Origin of the sequence: Enterococcus sp. DIV0421 (assembly GCF_051713745.1) — a bacterium.
Classification (GTDB): Bacteria; Bacillota; Bacilli; order Lactobacillales; family Enterococcaceae; genus Enterococcus_D; species Enterococcus_D casseliflavus.
Genome location: NZ_JBIOQM010000001.1, coordinates 830,611 through 856,572, shown reverse-complemented (window position 1 = coordinate 856,572; position 25,962 = coordinate 830,611). Strand labels below are relative to the sequence as shown.

At 40.4% G+C, this 25,962-nt stretch carries 24 protein-coding genes and 1 other annotated feature; of the genes, 21 read left to right on the top strand and 3 right to left on the bottom strand.

Annotated features, from left to right (window positions below; all coding sequences use genetic code 11):
- The first annotated feature begins 13 nt into the window (after positions 1–13).
- The 6 genes from dapF (at position 14) to IGI96_RS04035 (ending at position 5,089) form a co-directional block, all read left to right on the top strand.
- Entirely contained in the window at positions 14–847 is an 834-nt protein-coding gene (dapF, locus tag IGI96_RS04060; RefSeq protein WP_086337891.1) for a diaminopimelate epimerase, read from the top strand.
- Between the two features lie 92 nt (positions 848–939).
- Positions 940–1,174 (top strand) — a binding site (T-box leader).
- Positions 1,175–1,224: 50 nt separating this feature from the next.
- Entirely contained in the window at positions 1,225–2,082 is an 858-nt protein-coding gene (locus IGI96_RS04055; protein ID WP_010749975.1) for a MetQ/NlpA family ABC transporter substrate-binding protein, read from the top strand.
- Positions 2,083–2,096: 14 nt separating this feature from the next.
- Positions 2,097–3,122 carry a methionine ABC transporter ATP-binding protein gene (locus IGI96_RS04050; RefSeq protein ID WP_010749974.1) on the top strand — a complete coding sequence of 342 codons (1,026 nt, stop codon included), beginning with the start codon at positions 2,097–2,099 and terminating at the stop codon, positions 3,120–3,122.
- A complete protein-coding gene (locus IGI96_RS04045) occupies positions 3,115–3,762 on the top strand; it encodes a methionine ABC transporter permease (protein ID WP_438784837.1) in 648 nt (215 codons plus the stop codon). Before IGI96_RS04050 ends, IGI96_RS04045 begins: the two co-directional genes overlap by 8 nt.
- Positions 3,763–3,945: 183 nt before the next feature.
- Positions 3,946–4,278 carry a zinc ribbon domain-containing protein YjdM gene (locus IGI96_RS04040; protein ID WP_010749972.1) on the top strand — a complete coding sequence of 111 codons (333 nt, stop codon included), beginning with the start codon at positions 3,946–3,948 and terminating at the stop codon, positions 4,276–4,278.
- 94 nt (positions 4,279–4,372) lie between these two features.
- Positions 4,373–5,089, top strand: coding sequence for a zinc metallopeptidase (locus IGI96_RS04035; RefSeq protein WP_438785125.1), 717 nt, complete (start codon positions 4,373–4,375; stop codon positions 5,087–5,089).
- Positions 5,090–5,160: 71 nt separating this feature from the next.
- Here IGI96_RS04035 and IGI96_RS04030 read toward each other — a convergent pair whose 3' ends face one another.
- Together IGI96_RS04030 and IGI96_RS04025 are read right to left on the bottom strand one after the other, a co-directional pair.
- Positions 5,161–5,853 (bottom strand): HAD family hydrolase, encoded by a 693-nt coding sequence (locus IGI96_RS04030; RefSeq protein ID WP_010749970.1) that lies wholly within the window; start codon positions 5,851–5,853, stop codon positions 5,161–5,163.
- A gap of 2 nt (positions 5,854–5,855) precedes the next feature.
- Positions 5,856–6,641, bottom strand: coding sequence for a DeoR/GlpR family DNA-binding transcription regulator (locus tag IGI96_RS04025; RefSeq protein ID WP_010749969.1), 786 nt, complete (start codon positions 6,639–6,641; stop codon positions 5,856–5,858).
- Positions 6,642–6,877: 236 nt separating this feature from the next.
- Here IGI96_RS04025 and lacG point away from each other — a divergent pair, with 236 nt between their 5' ends.
- The 5 genes from lacG (at position 6,878) to IGI96_RS04000 (ending at position 14,086) form a co-directional block, all read left to right on the top strand.
- A complete protein-coding gene (gene lacG / locus IGI96_RS04020) occupies positions 6,878–8,278 on the top strand; it encodes a 6-phospho-beta-galactosidase (protein WP_010749968.1) in 1,401 nt (466 codons plus the stop codon).
- A gap of 24 nt (positions 8,279–8,302) precedes the next feature.
- A complete protein-coding gene (locus IGI96_RS04015; RefSeq protein WP_086337893.1) occupies positions 8,303–8,620 on the top strand; it encodes a PTS lactose/cellobiose transporter subunit IIA in 318 nt (105 codons plus the stop codon).
- 12 nt (positions 8,621–8,632) lie between these two features.
- Positions 8,633–10,306, top strand: coding sequence for a PTS lactose transporter subunit IIBC (locus IGI96_RS04010; protein ID WP_010749966.1), 1,674 nt, complete (start codon positions 8,633–8,635; stop codon positions 10,304–10,306).
- A 15-nt stretch (positions 10,307–10,321) separates the two neighbouring features.
- On the top strand, positions 10,322–11,953 hold the full coding sequence (locus IGI96_RS04005) for a glycoside hydrolase family 53 protein (protein ID WP_060791467.1): 1,632 nt from the start codon (positions 10,322–10,324) through the stop codon (positions 11,951–11,953).
- Positions 11,954–12,478: 525 nt separating this feature from the next.
- A complete protein-coding gene (locus tag IGI96_RS04000; RefSeq protein WP_005228290.1) occupies positions 12,479–14,086 on the top strand; it encodes a CTP synthase in 1,608 nt (535 codons plus the stop codon).
- 261 nt (positions 14,087–14,347) lie between these two features.
- Here the strand turns inward: IGI96_RS04000 and IGI96_RS03995 are convergent, their stop codons facing one another.
- Positions 14,348–14,803, bottom strand: a complete 456-nt coding sequence (locus IGI96_RS03995) for a YehR family lipoprotein (protein WP_005233973.1) — start codon at positions 14,801–14,803, stop codon at positions 14,348–14,350.
- Positions 14,804–15,172: 369 nt separating this feature from the next.
- On the opposite strand from IGI96_RS03995, the gene IGI96_RS03990 reads away from it, so the two are divergent.
- From IGI96_RS03990 to IGI96_RS03945, 10 genes are all read left to right on the top strand, one after another.
- A complete protein-coding gene (locus tag IGI96_RS03990; protein WP_005228297.1) occupies positions 15,173–16,042 on the top strand; it encodes a class II fructose-bisphosphate aldolase in 870 nt (289 codons plus the stop codon).
- 173 nt (positions 16,043–16,215) lie between these two features.
- Positions 16,216–17,475 (top strand): UDP-N-acetylglucosamine 1-carboxyvinyltransferase, encoded by a 1,260-nt coding sequence (locus tag IGI96_RS03985; protein ID WP_438784836.1) that lies wholly within the window; start codon positions 16,216–16,218, stop codon positions 17,473–17,475.
- A 2-nt stretch (positions 17,476–17,477) separates the two neighbouring features.
- Positions 17,478–18,773 (top strand): transcription termination factor Rho, encoded by a 1,296-nt coding sequence (gene rho / locus IGI96_RS03980; protein ID WP_005228301.1) that lies wholly within the window; start codon positions 17,478–17,480, stop codon positions 18,771–18,773.
- Positions 18,774–18,872: 99 nt separating this feature from the next.
- The gene (locus IGI96_RS03975; protein WP_005233979.1) at positions 18,873–19,136 is read left to right on the top strand and encodes a type B 50S ribosomal protein L31; all 264 of its coding nucleotides are present in this window, start codon (positions 18,873–18,875) and stop codon (positions 19,134–19,136) included.
- A gap of 461 nt (positions 19,137–19,597) precedes the next feature.
- Positions 19,598–20,014: a PTS sugar transporter subunit IIA gene (locus IGI96_RS03970; protein ID WP_086337896.1), complete on the top strand. Its 417-nt coding sequence runs from the start codon at positions 19,598–19,600 to the stop codon at positions 20,012–20,014.
- Positions 20,011–20,481, top strand: a complete 471-nt coding sequence (locus IGI96_RS03965; RefSeq protein WP_086291723.1) for a PTS sugar transporter subunit IIB — start codon at positions 20,011–20,013, stop codon at positions 20,479–20,481. Before IGI96_RS03970 ends, IGI96_RS03965 begins: the two co-directional genes overlap by 4 nt.
- 13 nt (positions 20,482–20,494) lie before the next feature.
- On the top strand, positions 20,495–21,268 hold the full coding sequence (locus tag IGI96_RS03960; RefSeq protein WP_086291724.1) for a PTS mannose/fructose/sorbose/N-acetylgalactosamine transporter subunit IIC: 774 nt from the start codon (positions 20,495–20,497) through the stop codon (positions 21,266–21,268).
- Between the two features lie 13 nt (positions 21,269–21,281).
- Positions 21,282–22,094: a PTS system mannose/fructose/sorbose family transporter subunit IID gene (locus IGI96_RS03955; protein WP_438784835.1), complete on the top strand. Its 813-nt coding sequence runs from the start codon at positions 21,282–21,284 to the stop codon at positions 22,092–22,094.
- Positions 22,095–22,142: 48 nt separating this feature from the next.
- Positions 22,143–23,111, top strand: coding sequence for an SIS domain-containing protein (locus tag IGI96_RS03950; RefSeq protein ID WP_086337897.1), 969 nt, complete (start codon positions 22,143–22,145; stop codon positions 23,109–23,111).
- A 102-nt stretch (positions 23,112–23,213) separates the two neighbouring features.
- Positions 23,214–25,958 carry a sigma 54-interacting transcriptional regulator gene (locus IGI96_RS03945; RefSeq protein WP_086337898.1) on the top strand — a complete coding sequence of 915 codons (2,745 nt, stop codon included), beginning with the start codon at positions 23,214–23,216 and terminating at the stop codon, positions 25,956–25,958.
- Positions 25,959–25,962 lie beyond the last annotated feature (4 nt).

The following is a 25,962-nucleotide window of genomic DNA, read 5'->3' as shown; positions in this document are numbered from 1 at the left end:
AGCAGGTGACAACATGACGATTCCTTATACAAAAATGCAAGGTGCAGGAAATGATTTTATCGTAATCGATAACCGCACATTGAAATTCTCCCATGAACAACTGTCGCAATTTGCTGCTCAGGTTTGCCATCGGAAATTTTCTGTTGGCGCGGATGCAGTCATGGCTGTGGATTTTCCCACAGGAACCGCTGATTTTCGGATGCGGTTTTACAATGCTGATGGGACCGAAGCAGAAATGTGCGGCAACGGCGCTCGCTGTATTGCCCGTTATGCCTTTGAGAAGGGAATTGCTGGCGAGCAGATGACCATCGAAACAGTTGCTGGCGATGTCCCCGCATGGCGCTTGTCGGCAAAACACTACAAAGTAACCTTGAATCCACCCACCGTGACTACATTTGATCAAGCGTACCCGAATCCAATGGTTTCATTCGTGGACTATGTGGAATTGGGTGATCCAGGAATCCCTCATGCGGTGGTTCACTATCCTGGTCTGGCAGAAACTGAGTTGGAACAGCTGGCTGAACTTGCCAAAGAGATACGCTATTGGGAGGTTTTTCCCAAAGGGGCGAATGTCAATTTCTATGAAGAAGATGACAAGGGTGATCTGATCGTTCGCACGTATGAACGAGGGGTGGAAGGTTTTACCTATGCGTGCGGCACAGGTTCTGGTGCCACTGCGTATGTCGTGACCAAACGTCACCAGCAATCGGCAGCGAATGTCTTGCTGCACGTGTTGGGTGGCGAGTTAACGGTAGAAGTTGATGTTGATCAGGTCGCATTAGAATTGATCGGCGATGCGGTTATGGTATCTGAAGGCTTGATTTTAGATGAGAATTTGGCTCTGTAAACACTGTGAAAATTATTGCAAAAAGATGATATTTTCGTGAAAAAAAGAATTGACATTCATTTGAGGCTATCGTATAGTTAAACACAACTTAAAAACACGCGATGATAAGAAGAGTAAGTCAGTTTCGATTGGATCAGAGAGCTCGGATTGGTGAGAAAGAGCACAGCCGTTTGACTGAAGATGGCCTTGGAGCGTTTGGACGTGAGCAAAAGCAAGCGTGCAGCGGGATTGCCCGTTACAGCAAAGCAGTTGATAAACTGATAAGGTTGGCAGCTTGTGCCAATGAATTAAAGGTGGTACCACGAACATGGTTGTTTCGTCCTTTCTCTATGATGGAGAAAGGACGTTTTTTTATTATAAAAAGGGGGAACTAAAAAATGAAACAGTTGAAAAAGGGAATCGTTGGGTTAGTTGCTGCTGCTGTCTTAATTACATTGGCAGCTTGTGGCAATACTAGCAGCACAGAGGATACACAGTCTGCTGAAAACAGTGTAGATGCAGTGGAAGAAAAAGTCGTTGGAGTGGCACCAGGACCATATGGCGATATGGTGACAGAGATGATCTCTCCATTACTGGAAGAAAAAGGGTATCAACTAACGACCAAAGTGTTTAATGATTATATTCAGCCGAACAATGCCTTGGCGAATGGCCAAATCGATGCCAATTTGTTTCAGCATACGGCCTATCTAGAAAAATTTTCGGCAGATAACCAGTTATCTCTTACGGCATTACAAAAAGTGCCAACATTGGGAATGGGCATCTATTCGAAGCAACTGTCCAGCTTGGATGAGTTAGCAGACGGGGCGACTGTTTCGATTGCCAATGATGCCTCAAATTTAGCTCGGACCTTGCAACTGTTAGCTGCCAATGAGTTGATCACCATCGCAGACAATATCGACGAAACGAAGGCAACGGTGAATGATATCGAAGAAAATCCGAAGAATCTGACATTTAAAGAATTAGACGCAGCCCAATTGGCTCGTTCGTTAGATACAGTCGATTTAGCTTTAGTACCAGGAAACTTCGCTTGGGCAGCTTCTCTTGATCCTGCAGATGCTTTGGCGTTGGAGTCGTTGAAAGAAGAATATAAAAATGTCTTTGTGGTGTCCACCGAAGAAGAAGACAGTGATTTTGCTAAGGCAGTTACGGAAGTATTAGAAAGTGATGCATTTAAAGAAGCGATTGCCGAATCACCGTTCAGCAACTTTGATCAACCGAAATTTTGGACTGAGTAAGAAGGGCATATCTTATGGCAAAAATAGAAGTAAAACAAGTATCAGTGACATTCACTCATAAAAAACAAATCAAAAAAGCAGTGGATTCCGTTGATTTTTCCGTTCAAGCTGGAGAAGTATACGGGATCGTCGGATTGAGCGGGGCTGGGAAAAGTACCTTGGTTCGTACGTTGAATCTACTGCAGGTGCCCTCTAGCGGTCAAATTCTGATTGATGGTCAAGACATCACGCAAGCCAAAGGCAAACACTTGCGTGAAGTACGACAAAAAATCGGGATGATCTTTCAGCATTTCAATCTGATCCATAATCGAACCATCAAGGAAAATTTAGCCTTTGCTTTGCGCGCTGGTGATTATCCGAAAGATCAGCAAGAAGCGAGGATCAAGGAACTGTTGGAAATGGTGGATCTGCCTCACAAAATTCACGAGTATCCGAATAATTTGTCTGGGGGAGAAAAGCAACGAATCGGCATTGCACGAGCGATTGCCAACGAACCTGAGATTTTGTTGTGTGACGAAGCTACCAGTGCGTTAGATGTTGAAACGACTGAAGAAATTTTGAAATTATTGATCCGAATCAAGGAACAGACAGGCATCACCATCGTCTTTATCACTCATGAATTGGATGTTGCCCGTAAGTTTTTTGATCGGGTGGCAGTGATGGAAAAGGGGCGCATCGTTGAAGAACAAACGACCTATGGCTTGTTCAGTCAGCCTAAACAGCCTATTACGAAAAAACTGGTAGGCCGCTACTTGGATCTGACGCTTCCTGAAGAGATTCTAGCATCTTTCACGCAAGGCGACTTGCTGGAATTGCGCTACCAAGGTGAGTATACGTTAGAACCGCTGATTTCGACTGTAGCGAAAGCCTACGATGTGTCGATCAATATCATCCATGGGAAAATTGAGTATATCAAAAAAGATGTGATCGGTATTTTGTATATCTATTTGACGGGACCTGCCGAAGAAGCAGCAAAAGCCCAAGAACACTTAGCTGCGAACGTCTTTTCTCTAAGAAAGATAGGTGAGAAGAATGGCTGAAACGATTGAGATTTTAAAAACAAACCTGCCTCAAGCACTATGGGAAACATTCTTTATGGTGGGGACCTCAGCAATTATAGGAGTAGTTTTCGGCTTATTAATTGGATTAGTCCTGTTTTTAGTCGGCAGTAACCTTTTTCATAAAAATATTTTCTTGCATCATCTGGCCGATTTTGTCGTCAATGCAATCCGTTCGCTGCCATTTTTGATCTTATTGATTACGCTGATTCCGTTATCAGCGATGCTGATCGGTGATCCTTATACCCCAGCGGGTGGTGCGATTGCTTTATCGATTGCCGCGATTCCTTTTTACGCCCGAATCGCTGAATCCGCATTTGCCGAAATCGACTATGGCGTCCTTGAAGCCAGCGTCGCTTCTGGAGCATCGACGGGACAGATCGTTCGCGAAGTGATTTTACCAGAAAGTCTGCCAGCTTTGATTCGTGGATTTGTGCTAACTTTGATCAGTCTTTTAGGCTACTCAGCGATGGTGGGAACAATTGGCGCAGGCGGCATTGGCGATTTAGCAATTCAGTATGGTTATTATCGCTATGAAACGGCGATTTTGATTGTGGTGATTCTTCTGGTACAAATCATCCAGTGGGTCGGCGATGCTTGTGCGAATCATTTCTCAAAATAATATCCAACGCTTTGTAGTTCCTTTTCGAATACACTTGAGTTATCGCTTCTGTTATTACTCTACAGAAGCGATTTTTTTTACTTACAGGTCACTGATTTTTGGTTGCACCTCTAATGGTTTTTCGGTATGCTGATGGTGAGTTGTTTTTTTACAGCGAAAATTATATTTTAAAGGAGCAACACTATGACTCAAATTCCTAACTGTCCAAATTGCCAATCTGAATACGCTTATGAAGACCGTGGGCTGTTTGTTTGTCCTGAATGCGGAAACGAATGGCAAGAGCAACAAGCGATGGAAGAAGCACCCGTATATAAAGATGCCAACGGCAATATTTTAGTCGATGGCGATACAGTAACGGTCATCAAAGACTTGAAAGTCAAAGGCGCATCTGGCGCCATCAAACAAGGAACGAAAGTGAAAAACATCAAATTAGTCGAAGGCGACCACAACATTGATTGCAAGATCGATGGCTTCGGCGCAATGAAACTAAAATCAGAATTTGTAAAAAAAGGTTAAAAACAAAATCTTCCAGTCATCTTCATAATTTTTTCACCACTTTAATGGTAAAATAAGGTCAAAGATTAAAAGGGGGAATTTTATCGTGTATGGTATGGGCGGATACGGGTTCGGCTTTTTTTATGACCCGACTTTCATTCTTGTAATTATCGGTATGGTGATTTCGCTAGTAGCGTCAGCGTACGTCAAAAGTACCTTTAACAAATATGACAAAGTCAGAAGTAAAAATAATATTACCGGCACAAAAGCGGCGCAGTACATCTTGCAAAGCCAAGGAATCAATAATGTGGGTGTGCAAGCGATCGCTGGTGATTTGACGGATAATTACAATTCTGGCAACAAAATGCTGAGTTTATCGCAATCCACTGCACAATCAACTTCGGTAGCAGCAATCGGTGTTGCGGCCCATGAGTGTGGACACGCAGTCCAAGATGCCAAAGGTTATTTTCCTTTGCGTTTGCGTCATGCGATCGTACCGATCGCACCGATCGCTAATATCGGAACCAGCATCTCGATCCCATTGATTTTGATTGGGGTCCTATTACGAGGATCGTTTCTGATCAACTTAGGCTTGTTGGCTTTCTCATTGGCGTTTATTTTCCAATTAGTGACCTTGCCAGTCGAGTTCGATGCCTCAAAACGGGCGATCCGTATTTTGGCAGATGGTGGCTTGTTAACAGAAGATGAAGTACCACAAGCAAGAAGAGTGCTCTTTGCCGCAGCGTTGACGTATGTCGCAGCTGCCGTAGCAACCTTATTGCAGCTCTTACGTTTGATTATTTTATTCGGTAATAACAACCGTCGGAATTAGAAAATGGAAACAAATAATAACAAAGTGGCTCAATCAAGATTTCTTGGTTGAGCCGCTTTTTGTATGGAATATTATGATTTAACGAAAACTTTTGACAGGTGCTCTGTCCAAAAATCAGTAAAATCTTTGATGGTTCCATCTTTATTTAGCTGTGCCTGTTCAAATACTGATTTATTCTTACCGAATGGATCAATTGCGATAATTGTTCCAATCCCAGCACGCTTGGCAGCAAGCAAACCTGAATAAGCATCTTCGATAACAAGACAATCTGCAGGAGCTAAGCCCAATTTGCCAGCCGCTTTAAGAAAAATATCCGGTTGCGGTTTTCCAGGAAAAGAGCCATCGTCATAGACGATCTTATCCCAATCAAACCAGCGAGCTAAATCGAAAGTATCAAAATAAAAAGCAACATTCTCTTTAACAGTAGCGGTGGCGATCGTTAATGGAATCTGCTGGTCAGTCAGCTGATCAAGAGTCGCTTCAAGCCCCTTTGTCAATTGGAGATCGTTCTTATTTTGCAAGCAAAGCATACGATAATAGCTTTCTTTTTCTTCTGACAATACGGCGATCTCAGAGGCGGTCAAATGTTCTGAAATGAAATGTTTTAAAATCTCCGTATTCGTTCGACCATGGATATTTTTTAAAATATCCTCATCTGATAAACCATCTTTTGTATGATCATGAATCATGTGCAGCCAAGCAGCTTCATGTAGATGAGAGTCCAAAAACATTGTTCCGTTGAAATCAAAAATAATCCCTTTCATAGTTACGCTCCTATAGTGGTATTTTCGGTTGAATCAGCAATTTGCAGATCGACATATTGTGCATAGTGCTCTTGAACCTCTCGCGAGATCTGGCGATCCGTAATGAGTAAATCGAAATCATGTAAATTATAAAACACATAAAAATCATCGCGATTGAACTTTTTGTTATCAACGAGCAGATATTTCTTGCGAGAATTATTTAATGCGATCTGCTGCGCTTCTCCTTCTTCTGTACTGTAAGTAGAAATTGCTTCGTTGTGAACGCCATTTGAACTGATAAATGCTTTTGTAAACTTTAGTCTTCTTAAATTGTCGTTGGTGATTGGTCCCACAAATGCGCCGGTATTTTTACGGAAATCACCACCAATTAGTAAAATTTCTGGTCCATCTGCTTGCGCAAGAATATCAAAAACCGGGTAATTGTTTGTAATAATCCGAATTTTCTTGTTCAGTAAATGGGTCGCCAAAAGTTCGATTGTTGTACCTGGTCCTAAAAAAATTGTTTCGCCTTCTTGAATTGAGGAGGCTGCTGCGGCAGCAATTTCTTTTTTTTCTTGAATCTGCAGAGTGGCTTTTTCGGTGTGAGAAAGTTCTTGATCTAAAGTGTAGGAAAGACTTTGCGCCCCTCCATGGACACGTAGCAGCTTGCCCGATTTTTCTAATTCATCTAAATCTCTGCGAACGGTCATATCAGAAACATCTAATTGATTGATGATTTCATTAACGGTAAGGATTCCTTTTTTATTGACCATTTCTACGATAGTAAACAATCTTTCTTTTTTCAGCATCGTCTTCACCTCTAATTTAAGGATAATCTACCATATAATCGGATAACAGTCAATCTGTTTCAAACAAAAACAAACAATTATTTGCGTGATACATGTTTATTTCAATGGTTTTTATCATTTTTTTCGATTTTTGTGATTATTTATGTTTGTTTTTGTTGACAAATGTTTTGGATGCGATTACAATTCAATCAGTTAGAAAGTGTGGAAACTGATTATAGATTTGAGGAGAGATGTACATGCTTAAATTACCAGAAGATTTTATTTTTGGTGGAGCCACAGCAGCCTATCAGGTTGAAGGAGCCACTAAGGAAGGCGGCAAAGGCGCTGTTGCTTGGGATGATTTTTTAGAGGAACAGGGTAGATTCAGTCCCGATCCGGCAAGTGATTTTTATCATCAATATGCAAAGGATATTGAATTGTGTGAACGATTTGGTGTGAATGGGCTAAGATTATCCATTGCATGGAGTCGAATTTTTCCTGATGGTGATGGGGAACCGAACCCAGAAGGAATCGCTTTTTATCATCGTGTGTTCGAAGAATGTGCGAAAAGAAACGTAACGCCGTTTGTGACATTGCATCATTTTGATACCCCTAAACGTTTGTTTGACCAGGGAGATTTTTTGAATCGAGAAACAATAGAAGCATTCGTTTCCTATGCCATTTTTTGTTTTCATGAATTCAAAGAAGTGAAAGTGTGGAGTACCTTTAATGAAATCTATCCTGTTGCGACCAATCAATATTTGTTAGGCGTTTTCCCGCCAGGAATCAAATATGATTTTACAAAAATCATCGCCTGTCTTCATAATATGATGGTTGCCCATGCACGTGTAGTGAACTATTTCAAAGAAAACGAACTTCCAGGCGAAATCGGTGTCGTTCACTCATTGGAGACGAAATATGCGGCAACAGATGCTCCAGAAGATAAGCATGCAGCCTTTTTAGACGATGCATTGTCGATCCGCTTCTTATTAGATGCTACTTATTTAGGCTATTATTCAACTGAAACCTTGACTGCTCTTGATGAGATATGTGAAGCAAATCAAGCCAGCTATCATTTTCCTGAAGAAGATTTTGTCGAATTGAAAAAAGCCTCCACGCGTAATGACTATTTAGGGATCAATCACTACCAATGCCATTTTGTCAAAGCTTACGATGGAGAAAACGCGATCCATCATAATGGCACGGGTGAAAAAGGGACCTCTGTTTATAAAGTGAAGGGGATCGGAGAACGCATTTATAAAGAAGGAATTCCTCGAACAGATTGGGACTGGCTGATTTATCCAGAAGGGCTTTATGACTTGTTGTTGCGAATTAAAAGCGATTACCCGCATTACAACAAAATCTATATCACTGAAAACGGCATGGGGTATAAAGACCAGTTTGAAGATGGCATCATTATGGATCAGCCGAGAATCGACTATTTGAGAGTCTATTTGGAATCCTTAAGCAAGGCGATAACAGCTGGGGTAAATGTGAAGGGATATTTTTTGTGGTCGCTTATGGATCTTTTCTCATGGACAAATGGGTATAACAAAAGGTATGGCTTGTTTTATGTTGATTTTGAAACCCAGAAGCGTTACCCGAAAGAGTCAGCATACTGGTACAAATTAGTTAGTGAAACCAAAACGATTATTTAATAAGTAATAATGGAGGAAGAAAAGATGAATAAAGAGGAATTACAAATGCTTGGTTTTGAGATCGTTGCTTATTCAGGGGACGCTCGCAGTACATTATTGAAATTATTGAAAGAAGTAAGACAAGGGAACTTTGAGCATGTTGATTCAGCACTGAAAGAAGTCGACGAAAATTTAACCCTTGCACACAATTCGCAAACGAAAATTTTAGCGGAAGAAGCATCGGGAAAAGAGATGGAGATGGGATTCATTTTTATCCATGGACAGGATCATTTAATGACCACTTTGTTGCTGAGAGATCTGATTCAAGACTTTATTGCACTGTACAAGCAGAATCAAGGATAGGAGAAGAACGCTATGGATGGAATCATTAAACAAATCGAAAAAGGGAAACCGTTTTTTGAAAAAATCTCACGCAATAGTTATCTGGGAGCCGTTCGTGACGGATTTTTAACAGCGATGCCGGCTATTTTATTCTCAAGCATATTCATTTTGATTGCTGCGGTTCCTGAGATTTTTGGTTACCAATGGCCTGAAGCTGTCTCCACTTGGTTGTGGAAAGTCTATAATTATTCGATGGGGGTTGTAGGGTTACTTGTTTCAGCAACCACTGCTCGCTGCTTGGCTGATTCGATGAATCGCCGCTTACCGAAAAACAAAGTAATCAACACGACTTCTGTGATGCTGGCTTCTGTGGTAAGTTTCCTGTTGTTAAGCGTCTCTCCAATCGAAGGCGGATTTTCAACGGAATACATGGGGACAAAGGGGCTTTTGGCGTCCTTTGTCGCTGCATTTTTAACAGTTAATTTATATAAGTTTTGTGTGCTGAAAGATATTACCATTAAGATGCCTAAAGAAGTTCCTGGTACGATTTCGCAAACCTTCCGAGATATTTTTCCTTTCTCTTTTTCAGTATTTGCGGCCGTTTTAATTGATTTAGGTATTCGGCAAATTTTCCAAATCTCATTTGCAGAAGCAATCATTACTGTGCTGCAGCCATTATTCACAGCAGCCGACGGTTATTTAGGAATCGCTATTATCTGGGGAGCGATGGCGCTATTTTGGTTTGTCGGTGTTCATGGACCGTCGATCGTGGAACCAGCAATTGCAGCAATTATCTATGCCAATGTGGAAACCAATCTGCAATTGTTCAATTCCGGTGAGCAAGCTTCAAAAGTACTGACAGTCGGTTTAGGAAATTTTGTAGGAACTATGGGAGGAACTGGGGCCACATTGGTCGTTCCTTTTATCTTCTTACTCTTTGCTAAGTCTAAACAATTGAAGGCAGTCGGGAAAGCTTCCTTTATTCCAGTAAGTTTTGCTGTCAATGAACCATTGTTGTTTGCAGCACCCATGATTTTGAATCCTTATTTTTTCATTCCGTTTTTGTTAACACCAGTTGTAAACGTTTGCTTGTTTAAGTTTTTTGTCGATGTGCTAGGCATGAACAGTTTTATGTACGTTTTACCTTGGGCAACTCCGGCACCGATCGGTTTGGTTCTAGGAACAGGCATGGGGGTGTTAGCCTTTGTTTTAGCAGCGGTTCTAATCGTCGTTGACTTCCTGATCTATCTACCATTTTGTAAAGCATACGATGCTGTTTTAGTAGAGCAAGAAGCACAAAAAGCGGAAGTGATCGCAACCGAAGAAGGTGCTTCTGCTGCTATACGTGAGGAAGTACCTGTGGCAGCGAGACAAATTATCAGCGATACAAATAAAGAAATCAATGTGTTGGTGCTTTGTGCTGGAGCAGGGACAAGTGCGATGTTAGCTAATGCTTTAAAAGAAGGTGCATCTGAATCGAAAGCACCGATCAGTGCAATGGCGGGTGCTTATGGTTCTCATTACGAAATGCTGAAGGATTTTGATATGGTGGTCTTAGCACCGCAAGTCAATTCTTACTATGATGATATCAAAGAAGATACCGATCGCTTAGGAATCAAGCTGGTTGCGACAAAAGGAGCAGAATATATCGGATTAACGAGAGATCCTGAAAAAGCCGTTCAATTTATTCTGAGCCAATTTCAATAAAGGAGGAGCAAATGAATGAAAAAGGGAGCTTGGTTGCGTAAAGTCGCTTTATTTGCAGCTGTGATAGGGACTTTGGGGGCTGTTTCAAAAACAGTTGAAGCATCTGCCAGCGAGTTTATTCGCGGAGCAGATATTTCAATCTTGTCAGATATGGAAAAATCTGGTGCAAAATATTATGAAGATGGTATTTCAAAAGATGCCTTAGAGATTCTAAAAAATAATGGTGTCAACTATGTTCGACTGCGTTTGTGGCAGGATCCTTATAATAGTAACGGAGAAAGTTATGGGGCAGGGACAAATGATCTGGAAACGACGATTGCCCTTGCAAAACGAGCAAAAAGTCTTGGACTCAACGTGTTGCTAGATTTCCATTACAGTGATTTTTGGGTTGATCCTGGGAAACAGAATGTTCCTAAAGCGTGGCAAGATCTGACCTTTGAAGAAATGAATACGGCATTGTATGACTATACAAAGAACGTTCTGTCGGAAATGAAGCAGCTAGACGTTTATCCTGATATGGTTCAGATCGGCAATGAACTGAATAGTGGCATGCTCTGGCCTTATGGCAAGTCTTGGGGAGAAGACGGGGGAGAGTTTGATCGATTGGCTACTTTTTTGAAGTCTGGTGTCCAAGCTGTTCGAGACACTCAACCTAAAACAACTCCAGTAATGCTCCACTTAGCTGATGGTGGCGATACAGGAGCATTTACTTGGTGGTTTGATGAAATCACCAGTCGGGGTGTGTCATTTGATTTAATTGGAGTATCGTATTATCCGTATTGGCACGGTTCAATGAATGAACTTCAAACCAATATGAATACGATCAGTCAACGGTATGGCAAAGAAGTGATCGTAGTTGAAACAGCTTATGGGCATACAACAGCGAATGCAGATACTATGCCAAATGCCTTTGGCGAAGCCGAAGCAGCGGCGGGGGGATATGAACCAACGCCGTCAGGACAAGCAGAGTATTTGCTGGATCTAGCCGATCGTATTCAAGCGGTGCCGAATGATCGCGGGGCGGGCTTCTTTTACTGGGAACCTCTTTGGTACAACGGAAACGTGAGTTGGGCAACACAAGCAGGTATGAATTATCTCGGTGTTCAATCCACTATGGGAAACGAATGGGACAACCAGGCGATGTTTGATTTTGCTGGAAACGCCTTGCCAAGCTTGCGTGCGTTTAAACAAGCAGGGACGCAAACAAATCTGGTTAAAAATGCAAGTTTCGAGAGCGATGGACCAACGACCAGTCCTTCTGATTGGCAAACGTGGTTTCAACAAGGAACAGCTGAAGGTACGATCAAAACGGAAGCAGGGACTTTTTTTGGAGACTACAAATTAACTTTTTGGAAGGACCAAGCTTACGAGGCATCAGCTTATCAAAATATTAGTGGCATCAGCGATGGAACTTACACATTGAGTGCCTACGTAATGTCTGGGGGAGAGTTTGATACCAATCAGTTATATATCAAAAATTATGGTGGAGCGGAACTAAATACTGCGGTTGATAAAACCAGTGAATGGACAAAAATTACAATCAAAGACATTCCAATTACAACAGGTGTTTGTGAAATCGGGGTTTATAGCAAGGCTTCAGCAAATGCTTGGACGAACGTTGATTTTGTTTCGTTGGTGAAACAATAGTCTAAGGATTGCTGCGATTGATCCTCAGAGCTCCCTTTCAACCGCATCACTAGCGTAGAAGGCAGGAATCGAACCTGCACCTCGTCTTTGCCAAAAATAACCAGAAATACGTTCCGATCATTTTTACCAAAACGAGTAAAGCGCCAGACTTCATCTACACTTTGTATTATGCCAAAGAGAGTTCAACGATTTCGTAAGAAGCAATGAAAAATTTGCAAAAAGTTGTGTAGAAAACATGAAGGTTGCTTAAGAAAGAATAACCATAGAACTTAGTCGTGAAAAAGAAGGAACCAGCTGTATCGATAAGTAAAGCGCTTTGTCTGGAAACCTCGTTTTTTTCTGAAAAAAACAGATAAAGTTTTCTTGACATTTGCTAGGTGAGAATGTATCATTCTGTTTGGGCACTCTTTACAAGAGTCAGAAAGTGATTTAGAATTTTCGCTCCCTATTCATTTATGGATAGGGAGCTTTTATTATTTTCTAAATGCTTTTCCTGTAAAATAGATTAAAGGAGTTTTTCAGTTTATGACAAAATATATTTTTGTAACCGGCGGTGTGGTTTCTTCTATTGGTAAAGGGATCGTAGCAGCATCATTAGGACGTCTGTTGAAAAATCGCGGCTTGAAAGTAACGATTCAAAAATTCGATCCGTACATCAACGTCGATCCAGGAACGATGAGCCCATACCAACATGGTGAAGTATTCGTAACCGATGATGGAGCAGAGACCGACTTAGACTTAGGTCACTATGAACGCTTTATCGATATCAATTTGAACAAATACTCAAATGTAACAACTGGAAAAATCTATTCAGAAGTTTTGCGGAAAGAGCGTAAAGGAGAATACTTAGGCGCGACTGTTCAAGTGATCCCGCATATCACCAATGAGATCAAAGAAAAAATCATGCGGGCAGCCAAAATGACTGATTCAGATGTGATCATTACAGAAGTCGGCGGTACAGTAGGGGATATTGAATCATTGCCATTTCTAGAAGCTTTGCGTCAAATGAAAGCAGACGTAGGTTCAGACAATGTGATGTACATCCACACCACGCTGATTCCTTATTTGAAAGCAGCGGGCGAAATGAAAACCAAACCGACCCAACACAGTGTGAAGGAACTGCGCGGCTTAGGGATTCAACCAAATATCTTGGTCGTTCGTACAGAACAACCCGTAGGACAATCAACGAAAAACAAATTGGCCCAATTCTGTGACGTGGCACCAGAAGCCGTGATCGAATCTCGTGACGTTGAGACCCTTTATTCGATTCCATTGGCACTGCAAGCGCAAGGCATGGATCAAATCGTGTGTGATCATTTGAAACTGACTGCACCAGCTGCTGACATGACTGAATGGCAAGCATTGGAAGAAAAGGTACTGAATTTGAAGAAAAAAGTACGTATCGCATTAGTCGGAAAATACGTGGAATTGCCAGATGCTTATCTATCAGTTGTCGAAGCCTTGAAACATTCTGGTTTTGCCTTTGATGCAGACATCGAGATCGATTGGATCAAAGCCCAAGAAATCACACGAGAAAACGTGGATTCTTACTTAGGTGAAGTAGACGGTATTCTTGTTCCTGGTGGATTCGGTGATCGCGGGATTGAAGGAAAAATCGAAGCGATCCGATATGCTCGGGAAAATGATGTGCCATTCTTAGGGATTTGTCTAGGGATGCAAATGGCTTGTGTGGAATATGCCCGCAATGTCGTTGGCTTGGAAAATGCCAATTCCGCAGAAACCGATCCTGAAACAGCCAACAACATCATTGATTTGATGGCTGACCAAGAAAACATCGAAAACTTAGGTGGGACATTGCGCTTAGGCTTGTACCCATGTAAAGTGAAGAAAGGCACCAAAACAGCTGCAGCTTATGACGGAGAAGAAGTTGTTCAAGAACGTCACCGTCATCGTTATGAATTCAACAACAAATACCGTGAAATCTTTGAAGCAAACGGGATGGTTTTCTCAGGTGTGTCACCAGACAATCGTTTGGTTGAGATCGTTGAGATCCCAGAAAACAAATTCTTCGTGGGTTGCCAATTCCACCCAGAATTGATTTCTCGTCCAACTCGCCCACAACGCTTGATCAAAGCATTTGTTGGAGCTTCATTAGACAACCGCCAAGCATAATAATCGCTAGCGGCAAACCAAGGAATGAATGTGCGAAACTCCTCATCTCAAGATGGGGAGTTTTTTTGAGTTGCGCCATCCCAATAATCCGTAAAAGGTTGAAACTTGCGTGAGCGCTGGTGGAAATCATCTGTTTCTGCACACAAAAAACTTCCGTCAAAACGACCGGAAGTTTCTGGCTGATGCATTATTTTTCGCTAGCAGTTCGAATGAAATCCGCCAGCGGGAAACCCATGTTGATTTGCTGGTGACTAGAGAGGATTATTCTTTTAGCTTATACCCTTGATCTAAGAGCATTTCCTCTGTACGTTCCATACTGATCCCATTTTCGGTGTTTCCTTCGAAACTAACCCCAGGCAATTGTTTCGCTGAATCATAATCCAACTCATCATAATTGATGGTCAAGGATTCAGTCGCTTCACTATCTGTATAGTCGAGGGAATAGTCCAACCCTTTGACTTGCTGATACTGTTCTGCGATCGGATCAAGCACGGTTTGTGCTTCTTCTTTAGTCGTTACCCCGATCGCTGAATAAGGCATGACATTGTTCGCAGTCTGAGTTTTTACTTTATCGCCTTCATAAGTGAAGACCAGTTCCATCGAAACCCCATTTTGATCCATTGTGAATGTTTTGGTTTCTTCTTTAGCCCCCGAGCTACAGCTTGCCAAGAAAAGAACTCCGATGACTGCCAAAAATCCAATAAGCGCTTTTTTCATTTTATCCCTCCTTTTTTACATAATAATATAGCCGCTTTCACAAGGCTATTCTTATGCTCAAAAGAGAAAGAAGAAAGGATTTGCTGGAAGATTATGATAAAATAACGAAAAAATATGTGAAATTTTTCTCGAATTTTCACATGCCGATTTGTTATCTAACGACCACAGACAGAAGAGCAAAACCTTACAGAATCCTAGACTTTCAGAAAAGATGATGAAAATGCTGGATTTTTATATTTGTGCAATCTTTTTTTGAAAAGAGAAATTCCTCTTTTTAGTAGCAAATACCGCAAATCTTTGCTAAAATAGCATTGTCGGTTAAGCATTGCTTAACAAATAAAGTTTTTCAAAACTTAGGAGGAATTTTTTATGCCAGTAGTATCAGGAGCTGAATTCTTAAAAGCTGCTCGTCAAGGCGGATATGCAGTCGGCGGATTCAACACAAACAACTTAGAATGGACACAAGCGATTTTAAAAGCTGCTGAAGCGAAAAAAGCGCCAGTTCTAATCCAAACTTCAATGGGTGCTGCCAAATATATGGGCGGATACAAAGTTGCTAAAGACATCGTTACAAACTTGGTTGATTCAATGAACATCACTGTTCCCGTTGCAATCCACTTAGACCACGGTGATTATGATGCAGCAATGGAATGTATCGAAGTTGGTTACACTTCTGTTATGTTTGATGGCTCTCACTTACCATTTGAAGAAAACTTGAAATTGGCTAAAGAAGTTGTCGAAAAAGCACACGCAAAAGGCGTTTCTGTTGAGTGTGAAGTTGGTTCAATCGGCGGAGAAGAAGATGGAATCATCGGTTCTGGCGAATTAGCTGACATCGAAGAATGTAAACAAATGGTTGCAACTGGTATTGATTACCTAGCTTGCGGAATTGGTAACATTCACGGTCAATACCCTGAAAACTGGAAAGGCCTTGCTTTTGACCACTTACAAGCAATCGCTGATGCAGTAGGTTCTGATGTACCATTAGTATTACACGGTGGTTCTGGTATTCCTCAAGACCAAATCGAAAAAGCAATCTCAATGGGTGTTTCTAAAGTAAACGTAAATACTGAATTCCAATTATCATTTGCTAAAGCAACTCGTGAATACATCGAAGCTGGCAAAGATAAAGAAGGTAAAGGATTCGACCCTCGTAAATTATTAGCACCAGGTGTTGCTGCAATCGTTAAAGATGCAGAAGAACACATCGACTGGTTCGGTTCAGCTGGTAAAGCTTAATCTTAATCAAAGATCAAAACTCTTAGAATCACTGATTCTAAGAGTTTTTTTGTTTTCCAAGAAAATATTCTTGATGCGGGGATCAAAAATATCCTGCATCTTTTTTCTTTGAGTGATCTGTGCTAAAATTGGAATGATACACATAAATTAAAAAAGAGTATAGGTGGAATTCCATGAAAAAAATTGTCATCAACGGCAATCGTCCCTTAAAAGGTGAAGTCACCATTAGCGGCGCAAAAAACAGTGCAGTCGCATTGATCCCGGTAGCGATCTTAGCTGATTCACCGGTCATTTTAGAAGGAGTGCCTGACATCCAAGATGTGCACTCATTAATTGAGATTATCGAAATCATGGGTGTGAAGACCCATTTTGAAAACAATACGCTAGAGATCGATCCGACAAACATCGTTTCGATCCCGATGCCTAACGGAAAAATCAACAGTCTACGAGCTTCTTACTATTTCATGGGGGCATTGTTGGCGAAGTTTGGTGAAGGCGTCGTTGGATTGCCTGGCGGCTGCTTCTTAGGCCCGCGACCAATCGATTTGCATATTAAAGGCTTCGAAGCACTTGGCGCAAAAGTCACCAACGAACATGGTGCCATGTACTTGCGTACCGAAGAAGAAGGCTTGACTGGTGAACGAATCTTCCTAGATATGGTCTCCATCGGAGCAACCATCAATGTGATGCTGGCAGCAGTAAAAGCGAAAGGCAAAACGATCATTGAAAATGCCGCACGAGAACCTGAGATCATTGATGTTGCGACCCTTTTAAATAATATGGGAGCGAAAATCAGAGGTGCAGGTACCAATGAAATTCGTATCGAAGGCGTGGAAGAATTGCACGGTTGTCGTCATTCCATCATTCCAGACCGGATCGAAGCAGGAACCTACCTTTCTTTAGCCGCAGCAGCGGGGGAAGGTGTTACTGTCAAAAATGTGATTTATGAGCATTTAGAAAGCTACATTGCGAAATTGGAAGAAATTGGCGTACGAATGGATATCAGCGAAGATGAAATCTATGTGCATCCCTCAAAAGACTTGAAACCAGCGACTGTGAAAACCTATCCTTATCCAGGATTTGCCACAGACCTGCAACAGCCGATCACACCATTATTGCTAAAAGCAAACGGAACGTCGGAGATCATGGACACGATTTACGCCAAACGGGTCAACCATATTCCTGAATTAGCACGGATGGGCGCACAAGCAACGACAGAAGGCAACATGATTTTTGTTAGCGGACCGAGCCAATTGCACGGAGCAGAAGTTGTCGCTTCTGATTTGCGAGCAGGAGCTTGTCTTGTCATTGCCGGATTGATGGCGACTGGCACGACCAGCGTCTTTAATGTCGAGTATATTTTGCGCGGCTATGATCATATCATCGAAAAACTAACGGCTCTTGGAGCTGATATTCAAATGATAGAGGAGTAATTATGAGCGATTATCTTACGATGGCAGAGTTGGAAAACAAAACCTTAAAAGAGATCTACACCTTTGCCAAAGAGTTTCGAATTCCTTATTACAGCCAGATGAATAAAAAAGAATTGTCATTGGCTGTGATACGGGCGCAGGCGGAAAAACAAGGCTTCTTTTATATGGAAGGAATCTTGGATATCGTAGGTCAAGAAGGCTACGGTTTTTTACGCCCAATCAACTACGGACCGAGTGCAGAAGATATCTATATTTCTTCGTCACAGATTCGTCGGTTTAGTTTGCGTAATGGTGATAAAGTCGCCGGTAAGGCGCGCCCGCCCAAGGAATCTGAGCGCTATTATGGATTGATGCACGTTGAGTCTGTTAATGGTAAAGATCCAGAAGATGCCAAAGAGCGTCCGCATTTTCCAGCGCTGACGCCGCTTTATCCGAATCGTCATTTAAAATTAGAAACAACGTCAGGACGCCTTTCTACGCGGATGATCGACATGCTGTCGCCAGTGGGTTTTGGACAACGGGGACTGATCGTTGCTCCGCCTAAAGCTGGGAAAACCAGTATCTTGAAAGAAATTGCCAATGGGATCACTGATAACTATCCTGAGGTGGAGTTGATCGTTCTTTTGATCGACGAGCGCCCAGAAGAAGTGACTGATCTGGAACGCAGTGTCAAAGGCGATGTTGTTTCTTCAACCTTTGACCTGCAGCCTAGCAATCATACCCGTGTTTCTGAATTGGTACTAGAACGGGCGATGCGTTTGGTGGAAGACAAGCGTGATGTCGTGATTTTGATGGATAGTATCACTCGTTTGGCAAGAGCCTACAACTTAGTGGTACCGCCAAGCGGACGCACACTAAGCGGCGGGATCGATCCAGCTGCTTTGTACAAACCGAAGAAATTCTTTGGTGCTGCCCGCAATATTGAAGAAGGCGGCAGTTTGACGATTCTTGCCACCGCACTGGTGGATACCGGCAGCCGCATGGATGATGTCATCTATGAAGAGTTTAAAGGAACCGGCAATATGGAGCTGCAGCTTTCTCGCAGCTTAGCAGAACGTCGGATCTTCCCTGCGATCGACATCAAGAAATCTGGTACCCGTAAAGAGGAATTGCTGATGAGCAGCGAGCAATTGGAAGAAACCTGGCGCTTACGCAACAACATGTTGGGGGATTCCTTGGAGTTCACAGAACAATTCATTCAATTCTTGCGTAAAACGAAGAACAATGAAGAGTTTTTAGCGGCTTTTCATGATGTCCATTTCGGAGACAAACGGCAAAAAAGAAATATAAAAAGATAATTGCATCTAAAAACCAAACATGGTAAGATAGTCATGTTGTAAAATCGACAAATCAACTCTGGTGAAGCAAATGAGCCAGGGCAAAGGAGAGAAGAAGAAATGAAACAAGATATCCATCCAGATTATCATCCAGTTGTATTCATGGACTCAACTACTGGTTTCAAATTCTTATCAGGTTCTACAAAGAATTCTCAAGAAACTGTTGAGTGGGAAGACGGCAACACGTATCCATTGATCCGTGTCGAAGTAACTTCTGATTCACATCCATTCTACACTGGACGTCAAAAATTCACACAAGCAGACGGACGTGTGGACCGTTTCAACAAAAAATACGGTCTCAAAGACACAAACGCTGCAGAATAATTTTAGACAAAAACAAAATAAATGTTGTTGCAACATTATTAAGAGCCTTCCTTATCAAAGGAAGGCTCTTTTTTTGCTGTTAAGCAGCTTTTCAATTTAGGTAGGAGTAAGACCCTTAAAAATTAAAGGTTTTATTGATCGATCCATTAAAGAACTAATAATTCTTGTAGAAAACCAAACATATCTGCAAAAGCGCTATTTTGAACACAAAAGCTGCTAGTAGAAAAAGGTTTTTTTATTTTACCAGAGGAGCAAATCGCTCGTAGAAGCAATAAAAATCCTATAATCTTCAATCGTTGTTCCTATTCGTTAAGTCTAAAAGGATTCGGCCACACTTTATCCAACACTTTCACTATTCATACAAAAGTGTTGAGAAAAATTAAAGAAATCAAGTGATACCAATACTTTTTAAGTTGGCATACTCTTTGCTAATAAAAAGTGAAAGGATAGGAGGAATGGAAATGGTAACAATAATTCTTGTCAGCCATGGGGAATTATCTCAAGGATTAAAACAAACAGCCACGATGATCATAGGAGATAGTATTCCTATTTATGCTTTGTCTGCATTTAGAGACGAGGATGAACCTGTTTTAAAGCAAATAAACAGAATGCTTAGGGAGACAGATACAAACAATACGTATATATTAACAGACATTTTAGGGGGGAGTGTTAATAATGACATGATGACGCTTATAAAAGAACACCCAGAGATACAACTGATTACAGGAATGAATTTACCGCTGGTTATTTCTTTAGCAACGCATTGCGGACCGATTAATGAAAATGATTTAAGTAATATTATCCTAGAGAGCCAAAACTCTCTCGTGGATTGTAAGAAATTATTGGTAGGATTAACCGCCGAAGGAGATGAACTATGATTAAGTTAGTACGTATTGATCACCGATTATTGCATGGACAAGTTGTTTTTTCTTGGAGTAAATCACTGAATATTAACCGAATCATTGTAGCCAATACTGAAGCTGCAAAAGATGATTTCAAGAAAATGTCTTTAAATCTATCTAAGCCGACAGGGGTAAAATTACATATTTTTTCTGTGGCGGAGCTATTAGAAAAAATACCCAAAATTGAGACTTTGAATGAGAATATTATGCTGATTTTTGGGAACACAAAGGAGGTAAGAAAATTTTGTGAAGCATATCCAAAAATAAAAGAAATCAACTATGGGGGGATTATAAAAAAAACAGGTTCCAAACAATTCAGCAATGCAGTCTTTTTAAACGAAGAAGAAATTGCTGATGCGAAATGTTTAAAAGAGCAGGGAATCGCTCAATTTATACAACAGGTTCCAACCTCTAAGAAAGAGGATTTAAACACAATGATATAAAGGGGGAAGGAAGATGATCATCCAATCAATTGCTTTAGGTTTAATTGGTGTTTTTTGTATTTTAGATTCAAGACTGCTGGGAAGAATGAATTTTGAACGGCCGCTTATTGTAAGTACACTGGTTGGTTTGGTTTTGGGGGATTTAGAAAAAGGATTAATGGTTGGTGCTTCATTGGAGTTAATGTCCTTGGGTATCGTCAATATCGGTGCAGCAGCACCGCCGGATATGAACATGGCATCGATCATTGCGACTTCTTTTGCTATTTTGTCCAATGCCAATGCTGAAACAGCCTTAACCATTGCGATTCCAATCTCTGTTTTAGGACAGATGTTAGGCATTCTGATGCGTACGATTTTGTCAAATTTGACACACGTTGCAGATAAATTTATCGAGAGAAGTGAATATCAAAAAGCAAGGAGAATTCACATATTGTATGGGACAGCCCTCTATAGCTTAATGTACTTTCTTCCGATTTTTCTAGCAATCTATTTTGGAACGAACTTGGTATCACAAATCGTGGAAGCTATCCCGGAATGGTTAACGAACGGGCTTACTGTCGCAAGTAAAATTTTACCAGCATTTGGTTTTGCGTTACTGTTGCAAACAATGTTAACCAAAAAACTTGTTCCCTTTTTATTACTGGGCTTTTTGATTACTGCCTATTCTAATTTAAGTGTGACTGGTGTAGCTGCTTTTGCTTGTATTACCGCTTTTGTAATGATTCAAATTCATAGTAAAGAGACTGGCAACAGTCATGGAGAACCTGATCCATTAGATGAATTATAAGGAGGGAAACTTAATGAAGAAAAAAGATCAGAACGCTTGGAAATACCGGCAATTTTTATGGCGATCTTGGGCCATTCAATCCTCTTGGAATTATGAACGTCAAATGAATATGGGCTTCATGTATGGAATCGCCCCCATACTAGATGAGATATACAAAGAGTCGAAAGACGATGCTTTGAAAAAAGAGGCGTATGAACGGCATATGAGATATTACAACTGCACCCCCAAAACGAGTGCTTTTGTATTGGGATTAGCTGCATCCATGGAAGAACAGTATCACGAAGATCATGAAAACTTTAATCCTGAATCAATTACCGCTGTGAAAACATCTCTAATGGGACCACTGTCAGGCATAGGGGATTCATTCTTTCAAGGAACTATCCGAGTGTTAGCTTTTGGTTTGGGAATCAATTTAGCTCAACAAGGCAGTATTTTGGGCCCCATTTTAGCAATGATTATTTCATTTGTACCTTCTTTCTTAGTTACTTATTATGGTGGGAAAATCGGCTATACCATGGGAAATAAGTATCTAGCCAAACTTTATCAAGAAGGGTTGATGGATAAAGTAATGTATGTATGTTCGATCGTCGGTTTGATGGTAATTGGCTCGATGATCGCCAGTATGATCGGCATTACGACGCCTATTCAGATGAATGATGCGTTTGTTTTACAAGAAGTGTTAGACAATATCATGCCGCAGCTTCTTCCATTAGGTCTGACATTTCTCATGTATTGGTTGTTGCAAAAGAAAGTCAAAACTGGCTGGATGTTGACAATTTGTCTAGCTGGCGGCATTGTGCTGAGCTTGTTAGGTATATTGCAATAGGAATGAACCAGAAACTTTGGTTAAAAAATAAATAAGGAGGAATTCAAAATGCTGAATTCAAAAGAAATTATTAAAGAAATTGCTGCTAAGAAAGAAGTGAAATCGATCGTGTTTGTAGGATGCGGGGCATCCAAGGCAGATCTATACCCTGCGAAATATTTTTTAGAGCAAAATGCCAAAACATTACGTATTAGTCATTATACAGCCAATGAGTTCAATCATGCAACGCCAGTATCTGTTGATGATACGACTATCGTTATCTCTGCTTCTTTAGGCGGTACCACACCAGAAACTGTTGAAGCAAATGCAGTTGCTAAAGAAAAAGGGGCAACGGTGATCAGCCTAACACAAAGTGTGGATTCGCCTTTGACAAAAGATGCCGACTATGTGATTTATCATCGCTTCGGCGAAAACTATGCAGCAAAATTAGAAAAAACAGGTTACTGTTTAGAGTTGGCAGTAGAGATTTTACACCAAATTGAAGGGTATGCCCATTATCAAAAGATGGAAAAAAGTTTTGCGAAAATTTATGACTTGGTACAAACCAGTGCTGAATCTGCTCGTAAAGATGCAAAGAAATTTGCTCAAAGATTCAAAGATGAGGAAGTTATTTATGTGATGAGCAGTGGAGCAACACTAGAAACAGCCTATTCTACATCGATTTGTTTATTGATGGAAATGCAATGGATCCATTCAGGAACTTTTCATTCCGGTGAATTCTTCCATGGTCCCTTTGAGATTGTTGATAAAAATATTCCATTTATCCTATTGATGAATGATGGAAAAACGAGAAGCATTGATGCAAGAGCGCTGGCTTTCCTTGAACGTTTTGACACAAAAACTGAAGTGGTAGATGCTTTGGATTATGGATTATCTGCACACATTGAGAAAGAAGTGGTAGATTATTTTAATCCATTCGTTATCACGGCTGTGTTTAGAGTATATGCAGAAGAGTTGGCTGCAGCAAGACAGCATCCACTAACGAAAAGACGATACATGTGGAAATTGTCTTATTAATAGATAAAGAAGTGATAACAAGGTTGGCTTATAGTTTTTAAGCCAACCTATTCCCTTAATTAGACGTTTTTTACCTATGCTAGAATACAGGTAATATGATAGATGGTGAAAGCAGGTGGAAACTTGAAGCGGTTAGATGATTATTTGTATCAATTGACTCTAGAAGTGAAAACAACGAATGCGATCAATTATTCAGCAAGTAATATTTCACAATTTTTTCAGCTCGAGCGAAGTACGATCAGCAGCTATTTGAATGAAGGGGTTCGGCAAGGGAAGTATATAAAAGTGAAAAATTATCCAGTTTTATTCTTACATAAAAAGGCGCTAGAATGCTTAGATATCTTTACTTCACAGACGGAAATTGATTCATTGGAGAGCTTGTTATGGTATAAGAAAGTCCCAGCGCTTGATCAGGTGATCGGTGCTAAAGGCAGCTTGAAAGAAGTGATTGATCAAATCAAGACAGCGGTTCTTTATCCAGGACAAGGACTGCCTTTATTACTGATTGGTGCCAGCGGCTCAGGGAAAACGTTTATGGCAAATAAAATTTTCGAGTATGCGGTGGAGGAAAAAGTAATCGATAAAAATGCGCCATTTATCGCTTATAACTGTGCACAATATGTAAATAATCCCGAATTATTATCGGCAGCTTTGTTTGGTTATACAAAAGGCGCATTTACTGGTGCAACGGAAGAACACCATGGCGTTATTGAGAAAGCTAATGAAGGGATCTTGTTCCTGGATGAAGTGCACCGCTTATCGGAAGAGGGGCAGGAGAAATTGTTTACCTTTATGGATTCTGGCGAATTTTCCCCGATGGGTGATAACAGCATACGCAGAAAATCTAAAGTTCGGCTCATTTTTGCTACAACTGAAAATATTTACAAGACATTTTTGCCGACTTTTGTCCGGCGAGTTCCAGTAGTTGTCAATTTGCCAAGATTTCATCAACGACCTTCATTAGAACGATTAGCGATAATTGATGAATTTTTTATTTCAGAAAGTAAAATATTAAATAGAAAATTATCGGTTTCTAATGCTCTGATTCATTTTTTGCTAGATAGTGACTTTGAAGGCAATGTGGGGAATATCAAAAATATTGTTAAATATGCTTGTGGAAATGCGTACATTCATCAAAAAAATCAACCATTGATCCAAGTCAGATTGTTGGATATGCCATTAGAATATAGCTGTAAATATAAGGAAAAATTAGACAAGCCAAGAAAGAAAAAAACAGATCGACTTTATTACCCTAAAGAAACGCGACAGTTGCGTTTAGAGAGAAAAAACCATCTGCTAGTGAAATTTTTTGAACAATTGATTCAAGAATTTTTTGATATGATTACACACAAAACTGATGCGTCGATCTTTATCAACAAAATGGTGGAAAAAGTCACTCAAATTATGGATAGTTTGATCTTTCAAGAGGACTATGAAAAAGAACAGTCTTTGTATACTATTTTAATTTATCATATTCGGCAAACAATTGATTTTCTGCGTGACAGCTATGGATTTGAGCAAGATGGAAATCGTGTTGTTGCACTAGCAAATTATTTATTCATGAAAGATAATCAGGTGCTTGCGGAAGAAGATCTGCAAAGAGATGGTCTACAAGAGCAGCTAAGTGATTTTTTATCAAGTGTAATGGAAACATCTTATTGGTTTGCAAAAAAAATTTTAACTATACTGTCAGAACGATTAGATCAGCCGGTTTATACGGAAGATATTTTCTTTATTACTATTTATTTGTATAGTTTAAACATTACGAATGTGACTACAGGAATTAAGAGTATTGTCTTAGCACATGGGTATTCAACAGCAAGCAGCATGGCAAATGTTGCGAATCGTTTATTAAACAAAAATGTCTTTCATGCATATGATATGCCACTAGATATTACTTTAGAGAAAATAGAGGCACAGCTTATTCGTTTTCTCGAAGAGTATCGAACAGATTCAGGATTGATTCTTTTGGTCGATATGGGTTCTTTAAACCAAATTGGAAAAGGTCTGAGTGATCATTTGAAAGGACCCTTGCTTGTTTTTGACCATGTCAATACGCCGCTTTTGTTAGAAGTAGGACAATCTATTTTAGAAGACAAAAGCATCGCTGAAATTGAACAGAAAATTGATCCCCAGCTGGTTTTGCAAAAGCAATTGCTGTTTCCGTCAACGAGAAAAAAGAAAGCAATTATTACCTGTTGTTACACCGGTATAGGAAGTGCAACCCAGATTCAAGAAATTTTAACGAAATGTTTGGGTGATTCTGTGAAAGAACTGATGATTATTCCATACGATTATAAAAAATTAAGTAAAAATAAAAAATATGAGATGCCGTTTCACTTATATGATGTAATGATGATTGTCGGAACAGAGGACCCAAAAATTTCGGGAATACCGTATATTGGATTAGATCGTTTGATTAATGGGGAAGCCATTGGTGAGTTTCTTCGATTGTTGGGAAAAGAAATTACCATTGAATCTGAGAATCTGCAAGAGGCATTAATTTTCCGTTTTTCCATTGGTAAAATCGTTGAAAATTTGACGATATTAGATCCCGATAAAGTATTGGCATCTGTCCAAAAAGCAATTCGAGAAACAGCTGAATTAATGGAAATCGAATTTTCTAATAATCAGCTTTTTCTTTTATATTTACACTGCAGCTGTATGATCGAGAGGATTTTACGTAAAGAAAGTGTTGATGATCAAAGCGACATTGAACAGTATAAAAAAGAAAATAGAGAAGATATAGAAAAAATTCGAGCGGCCTTTTATGATATTGAAGCAGAATATACTATTCAAATACCGGATTTAGAACTAAGAATATTAAATGATATCATTCAGGGATAGGAGT